The sequence below is a fragment of the Ruegeria sp. BG6 genome, assembly GCF_056538465.1.
In genome coordinates this window covers 210,228-226,979 of sequence record NZ_JBQFTB010000002.1, presented here as the reverse complement: position 1 = coordinate 226,979, position 16,752 = coordinate 210,228, and the positions used below count along the sequence as shown (strand labels likewise).

Below are 16,752 nucleotides of genomic sequence, written 5' to 3'. Positions count from 1 at the left end.
GAAAACCATGTCAACGCGTCGTGATTTTCTGAAAGGCACAGGAGCAACAGGGTTGTCCGCACTATTGGGGCCCAGCCTGCTTCAGCCAGCGACCGCTCGTGCCGAGCAACTGACATCTGCCGGTATCTGGAAAACATCAGGCTCACACTGGGGTGCGATTGAGGCCCTTGTCAAAGGTGGTCAGGTGACCGAGGTTCGCCCGCTTGCCGACGATCCGCACCCGACCGATATGGTGAACGGCATCCAGGGCCTGATTTATTCGCCGTCGCGCGTCCGCTACCCGATGGCCCGTGCAGAATGGCTGGATAACCGAAAGGACGCGGACCGGACCACACGGGGCGACAACCGCTTTGTTCGTCTGACCTGGGATGAGGCTTTGGACCTGTTCTTCGAGGAAATGGAGCGTGTTCAGACTACGCATGGACCTTCGGGGCTTTACGCTGGGGCGACGGGCTGGCGGCAGACCGGCCAGTTCCATTCCTGCATCAATCACATGAACCGTGCCGTTTCGATGTACGGCGGCTATGTGAAAAAGGCGGGCGACTATTCAACTGGCGCAGGCCAAACCATCCTTCCTTACGTGCTTGGGTCCACCGAAGTTTATTCGCAGGGAACCAGTTGGCCACTGATCCTGGATAACGCCAAGACTATCGTTTTCTGGGCGAATGACCCGCTGAAAAACCTGCAAGTCGGCTGGACCTGCGAAACACACGAACCATTTGAGTATTTTGACCAGCTGCGGGACAAAATCGTGGCAGGCAACATCCGGGCCATCAGTGTGGACCCGGTGCGAACCAAAACCCAAAAGCACATTGGGGCTGAGCAACTCTACATCAACCCGATGACAGATGTGGCTTTCATGCTGGCACTGGCGCACACCCTCTATACCGAAGGTCTGCACGACGAAGAGTTTCTGAATGTCTACACGCTCGGGTTCGAGCCTTTCATGGCCTACGTTATGGGCGAGGCTGAAGATGGTGTCGAAAAGACGCCCGATTGGGCAGCGCCGATTTGCGGTGTCCCGGTTGATACGATCAAAGAATTTGCCCGATTGCTTGCATCGGACCGAACCCAGCTCGTCTTCGGTTGGTCCGTGCAGCGGCAACAGCATGGCGAACAGCCGTATTGGATGGGTGCGATCATCGCGGCCATGTTGGGCCAAATCGGGCTACCTGGGGGCGGCATCAGCTATTCTCATCACTATAGCGGTATTGGCGTGGCACCATCTGGTGCCAGCATGCCCGGGGCTTTTCCTCTGAATTTGGATATTGGCGTTGATCCCGTACGGTCAGACGACAATTTCCTGGGTGCCAGCAGTACAATTCCTGTCGCCAGATGGATCGACTGCCTGATGAACCCTGGTGGAACAGTCGAACACAACGGGCACACAGTTACGTATCCGGACATCCGAATGGCAATTTTCACCGGATGCAATCCGTTCCATCATCATCAGGACCACAACAAGATGCGCGTGGCTATCCAAAAGCTGGAGACCATTGTTGCGATTGACTATGCGTGGACCGCTACGTGCAGACACGCCGACTTGGTCCTGCCTGCCTGCACCCAATTTGAGCGGAACGACATAGACAGCTACGGTTCGTATTCCCGTTCCGGCGTAATCGCCATGAAGAAGCTGGTCGATCCGCTGTTCCATTCCAAAACCGACTTTGAGATTTTTTCGCTGTTCTGCCAACGCTTCGGTCGCGAGCAAGAATACACCCGTGGCTGGGATGAAATGGAGTGGGTTGAGAGCCTTTATGAGACGACCCGTAGCGCAAACGAAGGTAGCTATGAGATGCCACCTTTCGAAGAGTTCTGGGAAAAGGGCATGGTTCGGTTTGAACGGGGCGAACCTTGGGTCAGGCACGCCGATTTCCGCGAAGACCCTGAAATAAATGCGCTTGGTACGCCTTCAGGATTTATCGAAATCTCCAGCCGGACGATCGGCAACTATGGCTATGACGATTGCGGAGAACACCCCAAGTGGATGGAAAAAGTCGAACGGTCTCACGGTGGTCCTGGGTCTGACAGGTTTCCGCTATGGCTGCAATCCTGTCATCCGGATCAGCGCCTTCATTCGCAAATGTGCGAGAGCGACCCGTACCGTGCAACATATGCGGTAAAGGATCGAGAGCCTGTGTATGTAAACCCCGAAGACGCGGCCGACCGAGGAATTGAAGACGGCGATATCGTGCGGGTTTTCAATGATCGCGGTCAATTGTTGGCCGGCGCGGTTCTGAGCGATGACTATCCAAGAGGCGTAATCCGCATTCATGAAGGTGCCTGGTATGGGCCGGTCGATGCCGCGCCCAACGCTCTCGACACGTATGGCGACCCCAACACGGTCACTTTGGATGTGGGCGCCTCGAAACTGTCACAGGCGACATCCGCAAATACCTGCATCGTCGAGATGGAGAAATTTGAAGGAGAAGTTCCACAGGTAACAGCCTTTGGCGGACCCATCACCGTATGAAAGAGATTTCTCCGGATCTGATGCGCTTTCTGTCGACGGGATTCGCGCGCGAACTTGACGTGGCAACCATCAAAGCATGCCATGGCGGGGTCGCTGACGAGCTTTTGAGTGATGTCGCTGGATCAGATCAGCTGATCCGGGAAATGAAAAAGTGGTCTGACCCGCAGACCACCCAAAAAGAACTCGCAATCAGTTACGGAAGCGTATTTCTGGCCGGTGGCAGGGAAGCCGCCCCACTATATGCCTCTGCTTGGCAAGGGTCGGGGAGCCTCATGTCTGCCCCACATTGCAGGATGAAATCATTGCTAAAGCAAGCCAGAACAGAAGTGGTCAGTGGCTTCTCTGAACCGGCCGATCATCTGGCCATAATGCTCGAATATCTAGCGATGTGTCTGGAAGGGCACCCCGGCGCAATAGACGCCGCGCGATTTGCTGCTGAAGACATACTGCCCTGGTACAATGCCTTCGCGACCAGGGTTCAAGGGCATCATTTGTCCGCACCGTTTTACGTGACGCTCGTTAGCCTCACCGAAGCGGTGGTTGAGGACTGCGCATCATAGTCCATCCAATAATTCGACGGATTACGTAGACCTCAAGGGCCTGGTCCAAGGGGTTACTTCCGTGAGGGCAGCAGAGTTAAAAAATCAAGAATTGGAATTTGAATATACATTATGTTGTAGTATCCTTCTCCTCGATGGGTAAATATTGATGGACGCCACGGGAGGGGATGGTGAAGTATTTTAAGTCGATGCTCGCAACGACGCTAACTGCAATGCTGTTAGTATGTCCCAACCTGAGTATTGCAAATCAAGTCTCGAAACAGATTGAAGCGTTTCTGGTGTCAAGCGACAACGCTGGTAGCGCACTTGCCAACAGCAAAAGCCTGAATGCGAAAATCCTGGTGCCGCGTTTTTACGAAGAACGGGGCTTTGCACCGGTATGGACACGCAATGAACTGGTTGACGAACTTTTTGAAGAGTTGGATGGGGCCATTGATCAGGGGTTCAGACCCGACGACTTCAAACTAGACGAACTTCGAACCGCTTTTAAAACCTCACAGGGTGGGGATGCCTCGGATCAGGCTTTCTTCGACATTCTGGCGACCGATGCCGCCGTGAAGCTTGTGCACCATCTGGTGTTTGGAAAAGTCGACCCAAACGCACTGGACGACGATTGGAACTTTTCAAAACCGGTAGTTCAACAAGATCCAGCCACGGTATTGAACCAGTTTCTTCAGGGGGAGGGCTTTAGCGCATTAATTGAACACATCGACATCGACAACGCCCAATATGCGATGCTTGTTGACGCACTGAGCAAATACAGAGCCATCGCATCTCAGGGTGGGTGGACCAAAGTTCCCGAAGACACTGTTCTGAAGCCGGAAATGGTGGATCCCGCCGTTGGAAAACTGCGCGAAAGGCTTGTGGCAGAGGGTTATGCAGGAGCTGGCGCTTCGTCGGAAACCAGTCAAGATGGTGAAAACCCGGCTTGGGTTTACGATGATAACCTGGTCGAGTTGGTCAAGAACTTTCAAAGTCGCCACGGGTTGGAAGCAGACGGGGTTATTGGCGGCAAGACGTTCGGCTCACTCAATAAACCCGTGGAAGACCGTATAAACAAGCTGCGTCTCAGTCTGGAGCGAGGCCGTTGGCTGATGCGGGAAATCGACGACGAGTTCGTGCTGGTGAACATTGCAGGCGCCCGCACATACATGGTCAAATCGGATGGCACTCTTTGGACCACCAGGTCGATTACGGGGTCAGCCTACAGAAAGACCCCGGTGTTCCGGGATGAAATCGAATACATGGAGTTCAACCCGACCTGGACCGTTCCCGCTTCGATTTTTCGCAAAGACAAGCTGTCTCGCATCCGCCAGGATCCGACCTATCTGTCGCGTAACAATTATGTGGTGCGGAACAAAGACGGGCAGACAATTCCTGCCCATCTTGTGAATTGGGGGGCAAAGAACCCCGGCGTCACGCTGGTTCAGCAACCGGGCCCGGACAATGCGCTGGGTTTGGTCAAGTTCATGTTTCCCAACAAGTACGCGGTGTACTTGCATGACACCAACGACCCCAGTCTTTTTGACCGAAACGAAAGGAACCTCAGTTCCGGCTGCGTTCGCCTTGAGTATCCGTTCGAATTCGCAAGCCTTCTGATGGAAGGGGAGCCAGACTGGAGCCGACAAAAAATGCAATCCATTCTGGATAGCGGAAAGACAACCCGCATCAACCTGCCCGAGCCGATGCCGGTTCTCCTGACTTATTGGACTGCGTGGGTTGAGGATGGGATCGTTCACTTCCGCGAAGACCCGTACGAACGGGATGCGCGCATCCTTGCGGCTTTGGACCGCTGAGTGCGCAAAGCGCGGCACAAGGAAACCTTGTTTTCGGGCCAAACTGCCAGAATGGTTGGAGATTTCCGTTTTCGAGGTAAACTAGCCTGTGTGAGCGGCGACAAGGGAACGCATGAGGACTTGGCTATTTAGAATATTCGGCATTGTCGCGTTTCTCGTTTTCGCAGCAATCGCCTTTGTCTGGTTGTTGCTGGCTGCGCCGTTGTTTTCAGACATTCGGCGCGGCCTTGTCGAACAAGTTCTTTCGGAACAAATCGGGCGACCACTTTTGGTCAACGACGATGTGAGCGTCGCGCTTGGACGTATCACGCACATCTATGTCGGCGGCGTGGTAATCCCGAGCCTGACAATGGCAGATACATCGCTTGCCGAGTTAAGTCGCCTGGAACTGGAACTGGATATTGCGGCTTTGGCCAACGGGCGAATTCAGTTTGACAATCTCGCGGTGGACGGCCTTCAGGCCAATTTTCTTACGTCGTCTGACGGCACGACAAGCTGGCAAAAGGGTCAAACGCCACCAAAGCCAAAACCCGCAAGCGCTCAGTCAGAGGACAATCAAGACACTTTGGCCGAGGTCGACGAGCCCGCAGAGAGTGACGCGGAAGGCAGCGGAATCCTCGCATTTCTCAGCGACAAGAACGTGAGTTTCAGTTCGATAGGGCTGACCATTGATGACCAAGTCTCGGGCTTTTCGTTTGTGTTTGACCTTCAGTCGCTCGGCCTCGAACAGGTGGATGACGGACAAAGAACAAAGGTCTCCGGGGCAGGTGCCGTCAATGGCCAAAGCTTCCAGATAGAGGGCGACTATCCGCACGGCGCGCCGTTTACGACCCGTGCCAATTTCGGGGGGATGACGGTCAACTACGACGGCGAGCCATTGTCGGAGAGCGAAGGCGGAGGCTATCGCGCTGTTCTGCAGATGGACACTGGTGAATTCGGTGATTTTCTTGAAGTCATCGGGCTGGAGCGCGTTCTAGAGGGGAATGGCCAACTTGAAGCCGAGCTTGTGTCACAGGACACTCTTAAAGTTGAGGGTTTCAAGACCACGATTAGCCTCGCGGAGGGACAGCAGCTTTCGGCTGAGGGGTCCATTGAAGACCTCTACGCAGCCCAAGGCGTCGACCTGCTTTTTGACGCGCGGCTTCACCCCGAAGGACAGCCCCCGCAAGCAGCCAAGAGTATTCGGGAACTGAAGTTCACGGCCTTTGAAATGCACATGGTTGGATCGCTGGCGTCATTCGAGTTTGAAGAGCTTCTGTTTCAAACCAACGCATTTGACCAAGGACTGGACGTTATTGGTCCAGCCTCCATCGAACGCATTCGCCGTATGCCAGATGGTCGGCTTGCGATGTTGGGCATTACCTTGCAAGCCGGGCCAGTCGAGGATCCGGTCCTCAAGGCGGAAGGCGAAATCCTTGACCTGCTTCAGCTTCAGGATGTGACATTTGAGGGAACCCTGAACGGACCTGCCAGGTTGATTCTGCCAAATCTGGATGAAGATTTCGTCGACCAGTTTGGTGGTATTAACGCCGACTTCAGCCTGTCCAACAAGGGTGGAACGGTTTCTCTCGACAGGTTCAACGCAACCACCTACGGCACCGATCTCTGGGCGCTCGATCTAGCGCTGTCTGTGAACGAGATCAAAGGGTTGGCAGGCCTTGATTTCGACGTTGAACTGGATGTGGGTAACGGCGCTGAGTTTCTGACCGCGCTCAATCTGGAACCTGTCCCAGTTGGTGCGCTGGCCATTGATGCAGAAACATCGAAACAGGGTGACGATTTCGATGCCTCGATCGAGTTTGAAGCCGGGTCGTCACACCTTCTGGCCGCATTGGGCGCAAAGTTTCCCGAGGGCGCTTCTGTCGTTCGTGGCAACGTTATAAGCGAAAGGCTCGATCTTGGCGACCTGAAGAACCTGACTGCGACGCTGAACCAACTTAAGAGCTTGGTGGGCGAGGCCGCGAAGGAAGTTGAAACCGACGTACAGCCCCTGGTTCTGCCGAAGGAAGCGGATGTCCAGCCGTTGGTCTTGCCCAAGGAGAAGGGCAAGCCTGCCGATCTTCTGGATGTGCAGCGGGTGCTGCAAGAGGCTGATCTTGAGGTACAGATCGAATTCAAAGAGATTGTAGGCCAACAAGGGGTAACATCTGTTTCAAGCCAGTTGTCCGCAAAGGAAGGGACAGTTGATTTTGGCCCGCTCCAGATGGCCTATGGTGGTGGAAACTTCAGCCTGCGGGCGGTGATGGACCTGATTGACTCGCCTGATTGGCTTTCCCTGTCCGGTTCCACGTCAGGATGGGAATTCGGTGAGATCCTTGATGAACTGGGTATCGGAATCGATGCCTATGGGCGTTTGAGCGGGGAGTTCAATGTTTCGGGCAGTACGGCGTCCGGCAAAGCCTTCATCAATTCCATGCGCGGCGGCGCCTCTTTGTCGATGTCGCAAGGCTATGTCAGCACCAGCCTGCTGGAACTGGCAGGGCTTGGTATTTTCCCGTGGCTGTTCTCCGAGGAGTTTCGTCAAGGGTACACCGACATCACCTGCGTGGTGGCACCGGTACGCATTGAAGCCGGACAGGTAAGCTCGAACTCCATAGTGGTTGAGACGGGCTCGGTCCAATTGGTGGCCAGCGGGCAGGTAGACTGGTTGAACGATACAATTGCGATCAGAGCAGAGCCCCGCCGGGTTGGCAAACCTTTGTCCCGAAGTGCATGGCCGTTCGATGTGACCGGTCAGCTTTCGTCGCCGAAATTCAAACTGGATGTGGGTGGGTCAAGAAGTAAAGCACCCGATGGTGCAGACGAAATGCCGGCAGACAGGCAACCTTGCGTGCCGGATATTTCCCAATTGGAATAGCCTAGCATGGTCTTATTCGTTTAGCGGTTGCGGCTGTTCTTCCTGACACGCCAGAACGGCCTCGATGGCTTTGGCGGACCCACTCAAATCGAGCTCTACCTCGGTTCCACTTTCGCCAATGATCGTGACGCTTTGACGCTTTCCGAATTCACCTACAAATGCAGGGTTATCGAAATAGGCGTAACCTCCCGGGACGCCATTCTTGAAAACCCCGACCGCTTCGCCTTCGAACTTAGCGTCACCGAAATCGAACTTAACAATCCCCGTCGCCCCATCCTCGATCTGATCCCAGGCCGGATTGTAGGCTGCGAAAAAGCCGCCACCCTGCTTGGGGGCGGCCCCAATTTCTACTGTCATATCGTTTTCAAAGGGTTTCCAGGCGAGACACCCGTTGCCTTTCTCAGGATCAATCAGGATTTTCCAGTCTCCGGACTCACCCCATTGTTCCATACCGGCAGCGAAAGCATAGCTCCCACTAAGCACGAAAGCTGCGGACAGTGCCCATTTGATCATCTGAAACCTCAAATCGTTCTGAAGACTACATCTGTAATTCTACCTGTTGCGCGGCCCCGATCCAACTGCTCCCAGAGTGGGCAAGGTCACTTGGTCTGGTCGGCTGTATTCGCGAGCTTTCCATCCCATTCCTCTGTCGGAACTTTCGGTTCTGGCGGGTCCGCAATGTAGGACGGTGTCATTATCTGTGTTCCGTTTTCATTGAACACGTCGACAATGTTCTCATGAAGATCGGACAGTATCTTGGGCAGGCTCGATCCACGAGACGTGTATGCATTGACTTCATAGTTGATTGCGTAGTCGGCCAACTGGGTCCAAAGCACAAATGGTTCAGGGTTCTTTTTCAACCCTTGCGTGCGATGGGCTGCTTCCACAAGCATCGCCTTGATCTTCTTTGGTGGCTCTTCGTATCCAATTCCCACCGTCGTGTGCACCAATATCCCGCGACCATCCACTTTTCGCGAGTAATTTATGACTTCGGAATTGAGAAGCTGCGCGTTTGGAATACTTATCATTTCGTTTTTGATGGATTTGATAAGAGTTTCCATCAGCTTTATCTCGGTGACGTCTCCGATCTTGTCGCCGACCTTAATGCGATCACCTACGTTTGTACTGCGCCTGTAGATAACGAACAGACCAGCCATCATGTTTGAAACAACGGTGTTCGAGCCAAGCGAAACCATGATGCCGGCCAGAATTGTCAGACCCTGAAAAGCACGGGAGTCAGATCCCGGTATATAGGGGTACGCAAACACCAGCGCGATAACGATGATCAATGCCCTGACCAACATGTTCGTGGGTGCAATCCAGTGATCTTCAAAGTCCTTGAGCTCGAACGCGCCGCTCTCAAGATTTTCAAAAAACAGGTCGATGCCGCGAATTGCCATCCGCGTCACAGCGGCAATGATCACAAGCATGATCAGGTTTGGGATATACCCCACGATAGCCAACACGACACTGATGAGTGGCTCGCTGACGTATTTCAAAAGGATCTGGGCGATGTCCTGTGTTTCCGCGAAAGACAGCAGCACCAATGAAAGGTAGTAGTAAAAGAAGAACAGATACAGGACCCACATCAATATGTGGATCGAGTAAACGATGATCGAGGCAATTGCCCGGCTTCTCAAGATCGACTTGGTGGCTTCCTCGACGCCTTCTGCTCTCTTCTCCAGATTATTTCTGATATATCTCAACAGCTTTCGCCGCTTTGCAAAAAACCCATAGGACGCAAGGGCAAAGATCACCGTCCAGGCAAAAGCAGCCATCGCGCTGTCGACTCTACCCTCATTGGACCTGGCATCCCGGTATTGCAGGATCGCAGCCTCGATCGCTTCGGCCTGAAGCCCGGCCAGGACTTCAATCGCCATCTGTTCATGCTCGGCATCCGCTTGGGTGGTTATCGTGATCATTTGCCCGTCGGCACGGATCAGTTTCCCGAATTCAGCGTCCGAAATCAACAATTGGACAGTTGATTTGTTGGAAGCATCAGCGACCTGGGCTATCCGTTCTTCGATTTTTCTGGCTCGTTCCGTGGCAGGCAAAGCGCTTGAGCCTCGAACCACGAACAACTCCTCACCGTCGACAACGACCGGAGCAATATATTCAGGATCTTCTCTTTCTTCCTGTGGGGTAAGTGCTTCTTCTGACTGGGCAAATGCGACACCGCACACAAGTAGAAAGGACGCGAACCAAAGCGATACAGCTCTCATGACTTTGCTCCCTCTGCGGGTATCAGATGAACATCCCGTTGTGGGAAGGGGATCGAAATGCCCTCTTGGTCGAACTTCTCTTTCGCTTGCCCAGTGAGGTCCCAATAGACTGTCCAATAGTCTTCGGACTTGGACCATGGGCGACAGAAGATATTGACCGAACTGTCTCCCAACTCCCCCACGAAAACCTCTGGTTCTGGTGTCTTCAGACATAGCTTGTGTTGCGCCACCAGATCTTTGAGAACCTCAATTGCCCGGGCCGCGTTGTCCGAATACGCGATGCCGAAAACCAGATCGACGCGACGTTCTTCCGACGCGCTTACGTTAGTTATAACGTCGCCCCAAATCTTGCTGTTCGGAACCACGACAATCTGGTTGTCGAATGTTCTGATTTTCGTTGAAACCACGGACATCTCGTCCACAAAGCCCGATGAACCGCCGACCTGTATATAGTCGCCAGTGTCGAACGGTTTGAGGACCATGATCATCAGGCCGGCTGCCAGGTTGCCCAGCGTTTCTTGCAACGCAAAGCCCAGGATGAAGGACAAACCGCCCAGTATGGCAAACAGGGGTGTAACGTTCACGCCGAACAGCGCCAAAACGACCAATATGCCAAGGACAAAAACAGCCCAATAAACGGTTGTGGCCACAAACCTTTTCAGCATCCTCGAAATCGTCGGAATTTTGTTTAGCCCACGTTCGGTTACCCGTCGCACCATTCGGGCGACGAACATCATGGCCCAGACGGCCAGCAAGACGCCCAGACCAGCCATCAGCAGACCGATGCCCCCGTCCCAGGAAATCAGCCAGGCCCAGGCGTTCTGGAAAAGCGTTTGAAGATCAGTTGTTTTTAGGGCGCCGGCTTTCAGAGCGAGAATATAGTCGGTGTGCGGTGTCAGATCCTCGGCCTTCGCACCTTTCAATGTCCATGCCTCGAGCACCACGCGATAGTTGTCCAAAATTTCGGATCCGGTGTCATTCAAGGATGACAACTGCGATCTCAAGCCATCTTCTTGAGTTTCGCTTGCTGACCGGAGTTTCAGATTAACCTGAGCAATGTCTTCGAGCTGAGAGCGCACATATCCCTGCCAAGTGGCGGCGACCTCGGAAAGCTCTGCAGCGGTCAAGGGGACTAGCAGGACTTCCAGGTCATCCGCCGATATTGACTGATCGACGACCTCATCCAGAAGACTACTATCTTCCACTTCAACGGTTTCCGGCTCGGCCGTGGCTTCTTGCGCGCTGGCAGGAAACGTAGTTGAAATCGCTGCGAACCAAAGGAAAAGCCAAATCAGCCAGGCTCCGAGTGGTCGTCTCATTTCTCTGTCCCCTCCCTCTTTAACGGTTAAAAAGAGCACACAGAGACGCAACAAATCTACACCTTTGTTCGAAAAAATCTGTTGCCGAACCCTTCCGTAAATAGGGCTAAACGCTGGCCGCCCGTTCAGACTCCGGTGGCCTCCTCCCCGGTTGTCTTCACCTGGACAGGCTTCAAACAGCAGTTTTTACTTCACCAACCGGCGGATGCGAACACAGTATCAAACCTGCCGCTTCACCGGAGCTTTGTTCGTTTTGGGGACAATCACCATCGCCAACCAAACAAGCTTGCAAATCGAAGAGGCCCTGAACGAAATTCAAAGCCCTGGTTGATGGTGGCAACTGGGCACCTCATTGCGAGATCGGGTGCCTTTGACCGAAGCCTTTACCTGACGCGTTGCCCGACTGATCAAAACCGCAGGGACAGGCAAGACATGCCGCCGTCCAGCTTGGCGCAATCGGTGTTGTCGATCTGGATAACCTCATATCCCGCCTTGTCCAACATCTCTGCCGTGCGTGGAAAACCGGCGGCCATGAGAACGAGGTTGTTGAAACGGATAGCATTGGCGGCGGCTTCTTCACCATCGGCCACATGCAGGACTCTGTAGCCTTCGAAACAGCCTGACGCACTAAGGCGCCTGGTCGACAGGATCGTCTCGGCATCCATCAACGAACAATCCGTTTTGAAATGCAAGACGCCGTCCGGCGTAAAGACTTCACGCAGGGCGTGGCCCCATTCACTGGCGATCTCGGCCAGTTCTGCCACGCCAGCAGCATCTGTGCGGTCAGAGCGACCGACAAGGATTTCCTGTCCGGTCACCAGAATATCGCCGCCTTCGACATAACCGGGGCCTTTGATCTCGCGAACATCGTCATAGCAGGCGCGGATCGTCGGTGCCATTTCAGCCACCTCGCCCAGCCGCGAGGGCGCGCCGGGTCGCATCAGGATAGCGCCTTGCGGCAGGCACAGCGCAGTGTCTTCGACAAACTGGGCGTCTGGAAACGCGTCGAGCGGCTCAAGCTCAATCACCTCGGCCCCGGTGCTGCGCAGGGCTTCAACATAGGCTGAATGGGCAGCCCGCATACCGTCCAGGCTGGGCTTGCCGATGTCTTCGGCGCGCAGACCGTCGGCAATGGTCGAGGCGGGCCTACGGGTGATGGCCCGGGTAAATTCAAAGGTCGGATTTCGCATTGGTCACTCCTGATCCGGATTGCTTCCGGCAATGTCAATTTCCAGAATGGAGGGGCAATTCTGTGCGCTGGCTACTGCCAGAGCAGTCGCAATGGCACTCGGGTCTGGTGATACGCGTGTGTAGGGTATGCCGAACGAGGCAGCCGCGGCGGAAAATTCAGGCGGGGTCGGGTCGCACCCGATCACCTTCACATCCACGGCTTCCATCGAGGTCGCGATTTCGCCGTAACCGTGATTGTTCCAAAGAACAAAGGTGATGCGCAGGTTTTCGTCCACTGCGGCCATGATCTCGGGCAGCGAAAACTGAGCGCCGCCATCGCCAGCGATACAAATGACATGGGCGTCCGGGGCGGCGATCGCAGCGCCGATGGCGGCAGGTATACCGTAGCCCAGCGCGCCATATCCGGTGGCCGCATTAAACCAGCCGCCGGGGCGGTCGTGGTCGTAGTAGAGGTTGCCCGCATAGATCGGCTGAGTGGAATCTCCAATCATAAGCGCGCCCGGCACCGCATTGCGCATTTCGTTCAGAATTTGGACCTGAGCACGATAGTTCGGACCTATCTCTTCATACGCGGCGGCGCGGGTCATTTCAGCGCGGGCCACCCCTGCGTTTTGGTTTGATTTGCCGGGCAGGGCTTTCAACAACGCGGTCGTAGCTTCGTCAGCGCGGCCTTCGATAGCAATCGCGGCATCGTGACGAGCCAACTGATGCGGACAAATGTCAACGCGTATAAGCCCGGACATGGCCGCCGTTTTCCCAGTTGCATACATATCATAGTCGGTGGGGCCCAGTTCGGTCCCCAGAGCGAGGACACAATCGGCATCTTCGATCAGTGCTTGGACGGACTTCAGGCTGGGGCTGGCGGGTACGGTAAGCGGATGACCATGCATCACCCCGCGGGCATTCACGGTTTGCACGACCGGCGCATCGAGGCGTTCTGCCAGAGCCTGCAACTGCGATCCGGCCGTTTTTGCTCCGCCGCCAGCAAGGATGACCACTTTCTTCGCCGCCGATAGTTGGTCTGCCGCGTCTTGAAGCCGTGTTGGGTCCAATGCCGGGCAGGCCTTGGCACTCGGGGCCACGGCGCTCTGCGCCGCGAGCCCTGCGACATCCAGTGGGATCTGGATGTGAGTTGGGCCGGGTCGACCCGTGGAGTAGGGGGCAAAAGTGCGGTCCAGAGCGGTGCTCAGGTCGTGAGCCTGCTCGACATGCTCGGAAACCAGCGCAACAGTTTTGGCCAGCGCGTGCTGATCGGGCAGTTCGTGCAGATGGCCAAGTCCCCGATTCAAGGTGTTGCGTTCGTTAACGCCTGAAACCACCAGCATTGGGACTGAGTCTGCCCGGGCCTGGGCCATTGGTGTCAGCGTGTTTGTCAGGCCAGGACCCGTGATCACAAAGGCAACGCCCGGTTTCCCCGAGACACGGGCATAGCCGTCAGCCATGAAGCCAGCGCCCTGTTCGTGTCGTGGTGTAACGTGGCGGATGCCAGCGGCTGCAAGACCGCGATAAAGCTCGACCGTATGCACGCCGGGAATGCCAAAAACACAGGAGACACCCCTTTGCTTCAACTCGGCGACCAGCGCTTCGCCGACTGTTTGGTTGTTCATGCAACGCTCCGTTTCTTGCGGTTTGCGTGGGCGACGATGCGGTCCAGTGCGGTGGCAAAACTGTCGTCGTCAATGGTGAGGGCAACCCGAACCCAGTCCCTGAGGCTTTCGCCAAAGGCAGAGCCGGGCATGACCGAAACACCATGCTCCAGCAGGTCCCAGGCATAAGCGTCGCCGTCCAATCCGCTGGCCGAGACGTTGACCAGAGCAAACATGCCGGCATCGGGTCGGTGGACGGTCAGCCCGGTTTCGGTGTGCAGACGGCTTTCCAGCAGTGCAGCACGCGCCGCGAAGCGCGACGCCATACCGGAAGCCACCGATGACCCCTTGCGCACGGCTTTTTCTGTCATGTCAGCAATGAAGGGCTGGTTGCCAAACAGCATAGTTTCCGAGACTGGCAGCAGCGCGGTGCAGAACTCGGCCGGGCCCACACACCAGCCGCTGCGAAAACCGGGGGCGGCGTGTGATTTGGAGATCGAAGAGACTGCAATGACCCGGTCTGCCAGCGCCGGATCAGAGAGGGGAGAAGCAAACTCTGCACCCTCAAAGATCAGATGCTCATAGACTTCGTCGGATATTATCCAGAGATCGTGTTCTATCGCGAGTTCACCAATCTTCCGAACGTCCTCGGGCGTCAGGATGGCGCCTGTCGGGTTGTGCGGAGTCGTGAGAAGAATGGCGCTGCTGCGGGGCGTAATGTGCGCGGCAAGGTCTTCTGCCTGCAACCGAAATCCGTTTTCGGGGCGTAGCGGCACCGGCACCGGCTCGGCACCTGACGCTCGGATCACGCCCTCATAGGTGGCATACATTGGATCACCTACAAGAACTTCGGTGCCAACTTCTGCGACGCCCTGCATGACAGTGAAAAGGGAGGTCTGGGTGCCGGGAAAGCAAAGGATGTTCTCTGGCAGAAACCGGCGTCCGCGGGTTGCGGTGTAGGCCTCGGCCAGGGCTGCGCAAAGTCCGGCTTCGCCGCGTCCGTTGGAATACCCTGTGCGACCCGATTTCAGCGCGGCCGCTGCCGCGTCGCACAGTTCAGTTGGGGTTGGAACATCTGGTTCGCCAATGGTCATTTCCACGATATCGGCCCCGGCCTCGACCATAGCGCGTGCTTTCAGATGCACTTCCCATTTCCCGCCGCCCAAACCGGCCAGCCGTTCGGTAATTGCTGTCAGCCTCATTGGCGCTCACTCTCCTGCGTTAGATCCAAATCAATGATGGCGGAAACGGATTGCAGCCCGATTTCGACCAGTTCGCCCGGCGCAAAAGCATCGGGAAGGGCGCCGCCCTCAAGCCAGAGGCCGTCAATAACCGCGTTGCAGGCAATGGCCAGTTGACGCAGGCGGGCCGGAGAGGGCGCGCGGCCCGCTTCTTTCATCGAAGCGGCGATCAGCCCCTCCAGTTGGTCGCGAAAATAGGCGTATGTGCGTTCGTGCGTCGCCTTCATCTGTGGGTCGCGCTGCACCTTGTTCAGAAAGCTGGCCCACAGCGCGATTGCCCTTGGGTCGACAACCGGGGCTGTCAAAGACGCCGTCACAAAAGCGATCAACCGGGCGCGTGCGCTGGCCGCCGCGCCGTTTGCCGGGGCAAAGGTTTGATCCGTCATGGTGTTCATGTGGTGCTCGTAAGCGGCGACGATCAGTTCCTCCTTGGAACTGAAGTAATGCCGGATCAGTCCCTGGGTGACATCTGCACGCTCGGCGATTCCCCGCACCGTTGCCCCGCGCACGCCTTGTTCGGCCACCAACTCGAGCGTGGCGAGAATCAGCGCCTCCTGCCGGGATTCAGCCGATTCCCGCCTGAATTTTTTGCGCTCTTCGCTCACGACAGTTCCTTTTTTCTGGCGGCTGTAATTATACACTTGCATAATTACTAGGTTCGCGGCTTACTGCAATCAGAATTTTGGGGTCAATGAAAATGGACGCTGCCACCGCATCAGTTCAACAGACGGACACGCGCCGCGAGGCGATCCGGGTCGAGGATCTGCACAAGTCCTTTGGAAATCTGGAGGTGCTGAAAGGCGTGGATCTGACTGCGCATCAAGGTGACGTCGTGGCGATCATCGGCGGCTCGGGGTCGGGCAAGTCGACCATGCTGCGCTGCATCAATTTTCTTGAGACGCCAAGCTCAGGCAAGATCGTGATTGGCGGTGAGGAAGTGGCGATGCGGGCTGATGGCAGCCCGGCCAGCCAGAAGCAAATCGAACGAATCCGAACCAAGCTGGCGATGGTGTTTCAACAGTTCAACCTGTGGACACATCGAACCCTTCTGGAAAACGTGATCGAGGTGCCGGTACATGTCCTGAAGGTTCCGAAATCCGAGGCGATCGAACGCGCACACGAATTGTTGCGTCGGGTAGGGCTGGGCGGCAAGGAAGACACGTTCCCCGCCTACCTTTCTGGCGGGCAGCAGCAGAGGGCTGCAATTGCCCGGGCATTGGCGGTGGACCCTTCCGCCATGCTGTTTGATGAACCGACCTCGGCGCTGGACCCTGAACTTGTGGGCGAAGTTCTGACAGTGATACGCGATCTTGCCGCCGAAGGGCGCACCATGCTGCTGGTCACCCACGAAATGAAGTTCGCGCGCGAAGTCGCGAACCATGTCGTCTACCTTTATCAGGGTCGTATTGAGGAGCAGGGGAAGCCTGCCGAGATCTTTGGAAACCCGCAATCCGAACGACTGAAACAGTTCCTCAGTTCGGTGGGGTAGCACACAGAAAACCGAATA

General features: G+C 55.7%; 12 protein-coding genes. 5 read left to right on the top strand and 7 right to left on the bottom strand.

Annotated features, from left to right (window positions below; all coding sequences use genetic code 11):
• Positions 1 to 7 precede the first annotated feature (7 nt).
• The 4 genes from torA to ACR0JW_RS05925 all read left to right on the top strand — a co-directional run bounded on the left by torA (position 8) and on the right by ACR0JW_RS05925 (position 7,686).
• Positions 8 to 2,473 carry a trimethylamine-N-oxide reductase TorA gene (torA, locus tag ACR0JW_RS05940; RefSeq protein WP_480713684.1) on the top strand — a complete coding sequence of 822 codons (2,466 nt, stop codon included), beginning with the start codon at positions 8 to 10 and terminating at the stop codon, positions 2,471 to 2,473.
• The gene (locus tag ACR0JW_RS05935; protein WP_170678969.1) at positions 2,470 to 3,033 is read left to right on the top strand and encodes a molecular chaperone TorD family protein; all 564 of its coding nucleotides are present in this window, start codon (positions 2,470 to 2,472) and stop codon (positions 3,031 to 3,033) included. The genes torA and ACR0JW_RS05935 overlap by 4 nt, the downstream gene beginning before the upstream one ends.
• A gap of 341 nt (positions 3,034 to 3,374) precedes the next feature.
• Complete coding sequence (locus ACR0JW_RS05930; RefSeq protein ID WP_480713683.1) at positions 3,375 to 4,829, top strand: L,D-transpeptidase family protein; 1,455 nt, start codon at positions 3,375 to 3,377, stop codon at positions 4,827 to 4,829.
• A gap of 112 nt (positions 4,830 to 4,941) precedes the next feature.
• Entirely contained in the window at positions 4,942 to 7,686 is a 2,745-nt protein-coding gene (locus ACR0JW_RS05925) for an AsmA family protein (RefSeq protein ID WP_170678967.1), read from the top strand.
• Positions 7,687 to 7,698: 12 nt separating this feature from the next.
• Here ACR0JW_RS05925 and ACR0JW_RS05920 read toward each other — a convergent pair whose 3' ends face one another.
• The 7 genes from ACR0JW_RS05920 to ACR0JW_RS05890 all read right to left on the bottom strand — a co-directional run bounded on the left by ACR0JW_RS05920 (position 7,699) and on the right by ACR0JW_RS05890 (position 15,850).
• Complete coding sequence (locus ACR0JW_RS05920; RefSeq protein ID WP_170678965.1) at positions 7,699 to 8,199, bottom strand: hypothetical protein; 501 nt, start codon at positions 8,197 to 8,199, stop codon at positions 7,699 to 7,701.
• Positions 8,200 to 8,285: 86 nt separating this feature from the next.
• The gene (locus tag ACR0JW_RS05915) at positions 8,286 to 9,908 is read right to left on the bottom strand and encodes a mechanosensitive ion channel family protein (protein ID WP_480713682.1); all 1,623 of its coding nucleotides are present in this window, start codon (positions 9,906 to 9,908) and stop codon (positions 8,286 to 8,288) included.
• Positions 9,905 to 11,227, bottom strand: coding sequence for a mechanosensitive ion channel domain-containing protein (locus ACR0JW_RS05910; protein WP_170678962.1), 1,323 nt, complete (start codon positions 11,225 to 11,227; stop codon positions 9,905 to 9,907). The genes ACR0JW_RS05915 and ACR0JW_RS05910 overlap by 4 nt, the downstream gene beginning before the upstream one ends.
• A 407-nt stretch (positions 11,228 to 11,634) precedes the next feature.
• A complete protein-coding gene (locus tag ACR0JW_RS05905; RefSeq protein WP_170678960.1) occupies positions 11,635 to 12,417 on the bottom strand; it encodes an arginine deiminase family protein in 783 nt (260 codons plus the stop codon).
• 3 nt (positions 12,418 to 12,420) lie between these two features.
• Positions 12,421 to 14,025 carry a 5-guanidino-2-oxopentanoate decarboxylase gene (locus ACR0JW_RS05900; protein WP_170678958.1) on the bottom strand — a complete coding sequence of 535 codons (1,605 nt, stop codon included), beginning with the start codon at positions 14,023 to 14,025 and terminating at the stop codon, positions 12,421 to 12,423.
• The gene (locus ACR0JW_RS05895) at positions 14,022 to 15,206 is read right to left on the bottom strand and encodes a pyridoxal phosphate-dependent aminotransferase (protein ID WP_170678956.1); all 1,185 of its coding nucleotides are present in this window, start codon (positions 15,204 to 15,206) and stop codon (positions 14,022 to 14,024) included. Before ACR0JW_RS05895 ends, ACR0JW_RS05900 begins: the two co-directional genes overlap by 4 nt.
• Positions 15,203 to 15,850 carry a TetR/AcrR family transcriptional regulator gene (locus ACR0JW_RS05890; protein WP_480524700.1) on the bottom strand — a complete coding sequence of 216 codons (648 nt, stop codon included), beginning with the start codon at positions 15,848 to 15,850 and terminating at the stop codon, positions 15,203 to 15,205. Before ACR0JW_RS05890 ends, ACR0JW_RS05895 begins: the two co-directional genes overlap by 4 nt.
• Positions 15,851 to 15,942: 92 nt before the next feature.
• Between ACR0JW_RS05890 and ACR0JW_RS05885 the strand changes: the two genes are divergently transcribed.
• On the top strand, positions 15,943 to 16,734 hold the full coding sequence (locus ACR0JW_RS05885; protein WP_170678951.1) for an ATP-binding cassette domain-containing protein: 792 nt from the start codon (positions 15,943 to 15,945) through the stop codon (positions 16,732 to 16,734).
• Positions 16,735 to 16,752: the final 18 nt, after the last annotated feature.

Bases quoted from the DNA above. Each gene is read 5' to 3' on its own strand.
- torA (WP_480713684.1), top strand. From the start codon at position 8: ATGTCAACGCGTCGTGATTTTCTGAAAGGCACAGGAGCAACAGGGTTG.
- ACR0JW_RS05935 (WP_170678969.1), top strand. From the start codon at position 2,470: ATGAAAGAGATTTCTCCGGATCTGATGCGCTTTCTGTCGACGGGATTC.
- ACR0JW_RS05925 (WP_170678967.1), top strand. From the start codon at position 4,942: ATGAGGACTTGGCTATTTAGAATATTCGGCATTGTCGCGTTTCTCGTT.
- ACR0JW_RS05920 (WP_170678965.1), bottom strand. From the start codon at position 8,199: ATGATCAAATGGGCACTGTCCGCAGCTTTCGTGCTTAGTGGGAGCTAT.
- ACR0JW_RS05915 (WP_480713682.1), bottom strand. From the start codon at position 9,908: ATGAGAGCTGTATCGCTTTGGTTCGCGTCCTTTCTACTTGTGTGCGGT.
- ACR0JW_RS05910 (WP_170678962.1), bottom strand. From the start codon at position 11,227: ATGAGACGACCACTCGGAGCCTGGCTGATTTGGCTTTTCCTTTGGTTC.
- ACR0JW_RS05905 (WP_170678960.1), bottom strand. From the start codon at position 12,417: ATGCGAAATCCGACCTTTGAATTTACCCGGGCCATCACCCGTAGGCCC.
- ACR0JW_RS05900 (WP_170678958.1), bottom strand. From the start codon at position 14,025: ATGAACAACCAAACAGTCGGCGAAGCGCTGGTCGCCGAGTTGAAGCAA.
- ACR0JW_RS05895 (WP_170678956.1), bottom strand. From the start codon at position 15,206: ATGAGGCTGACAGCAATTACCGAACGGCTGGCCGGTTTGGGCGGCGGG.
- ACR0JW_RS05885 (WP_170678951.1), top strand. From the start codon at position 15,943: ATGGACGCTGCCACCGCATCAGTTCAACAGACGGACACGCGCCGCGAG.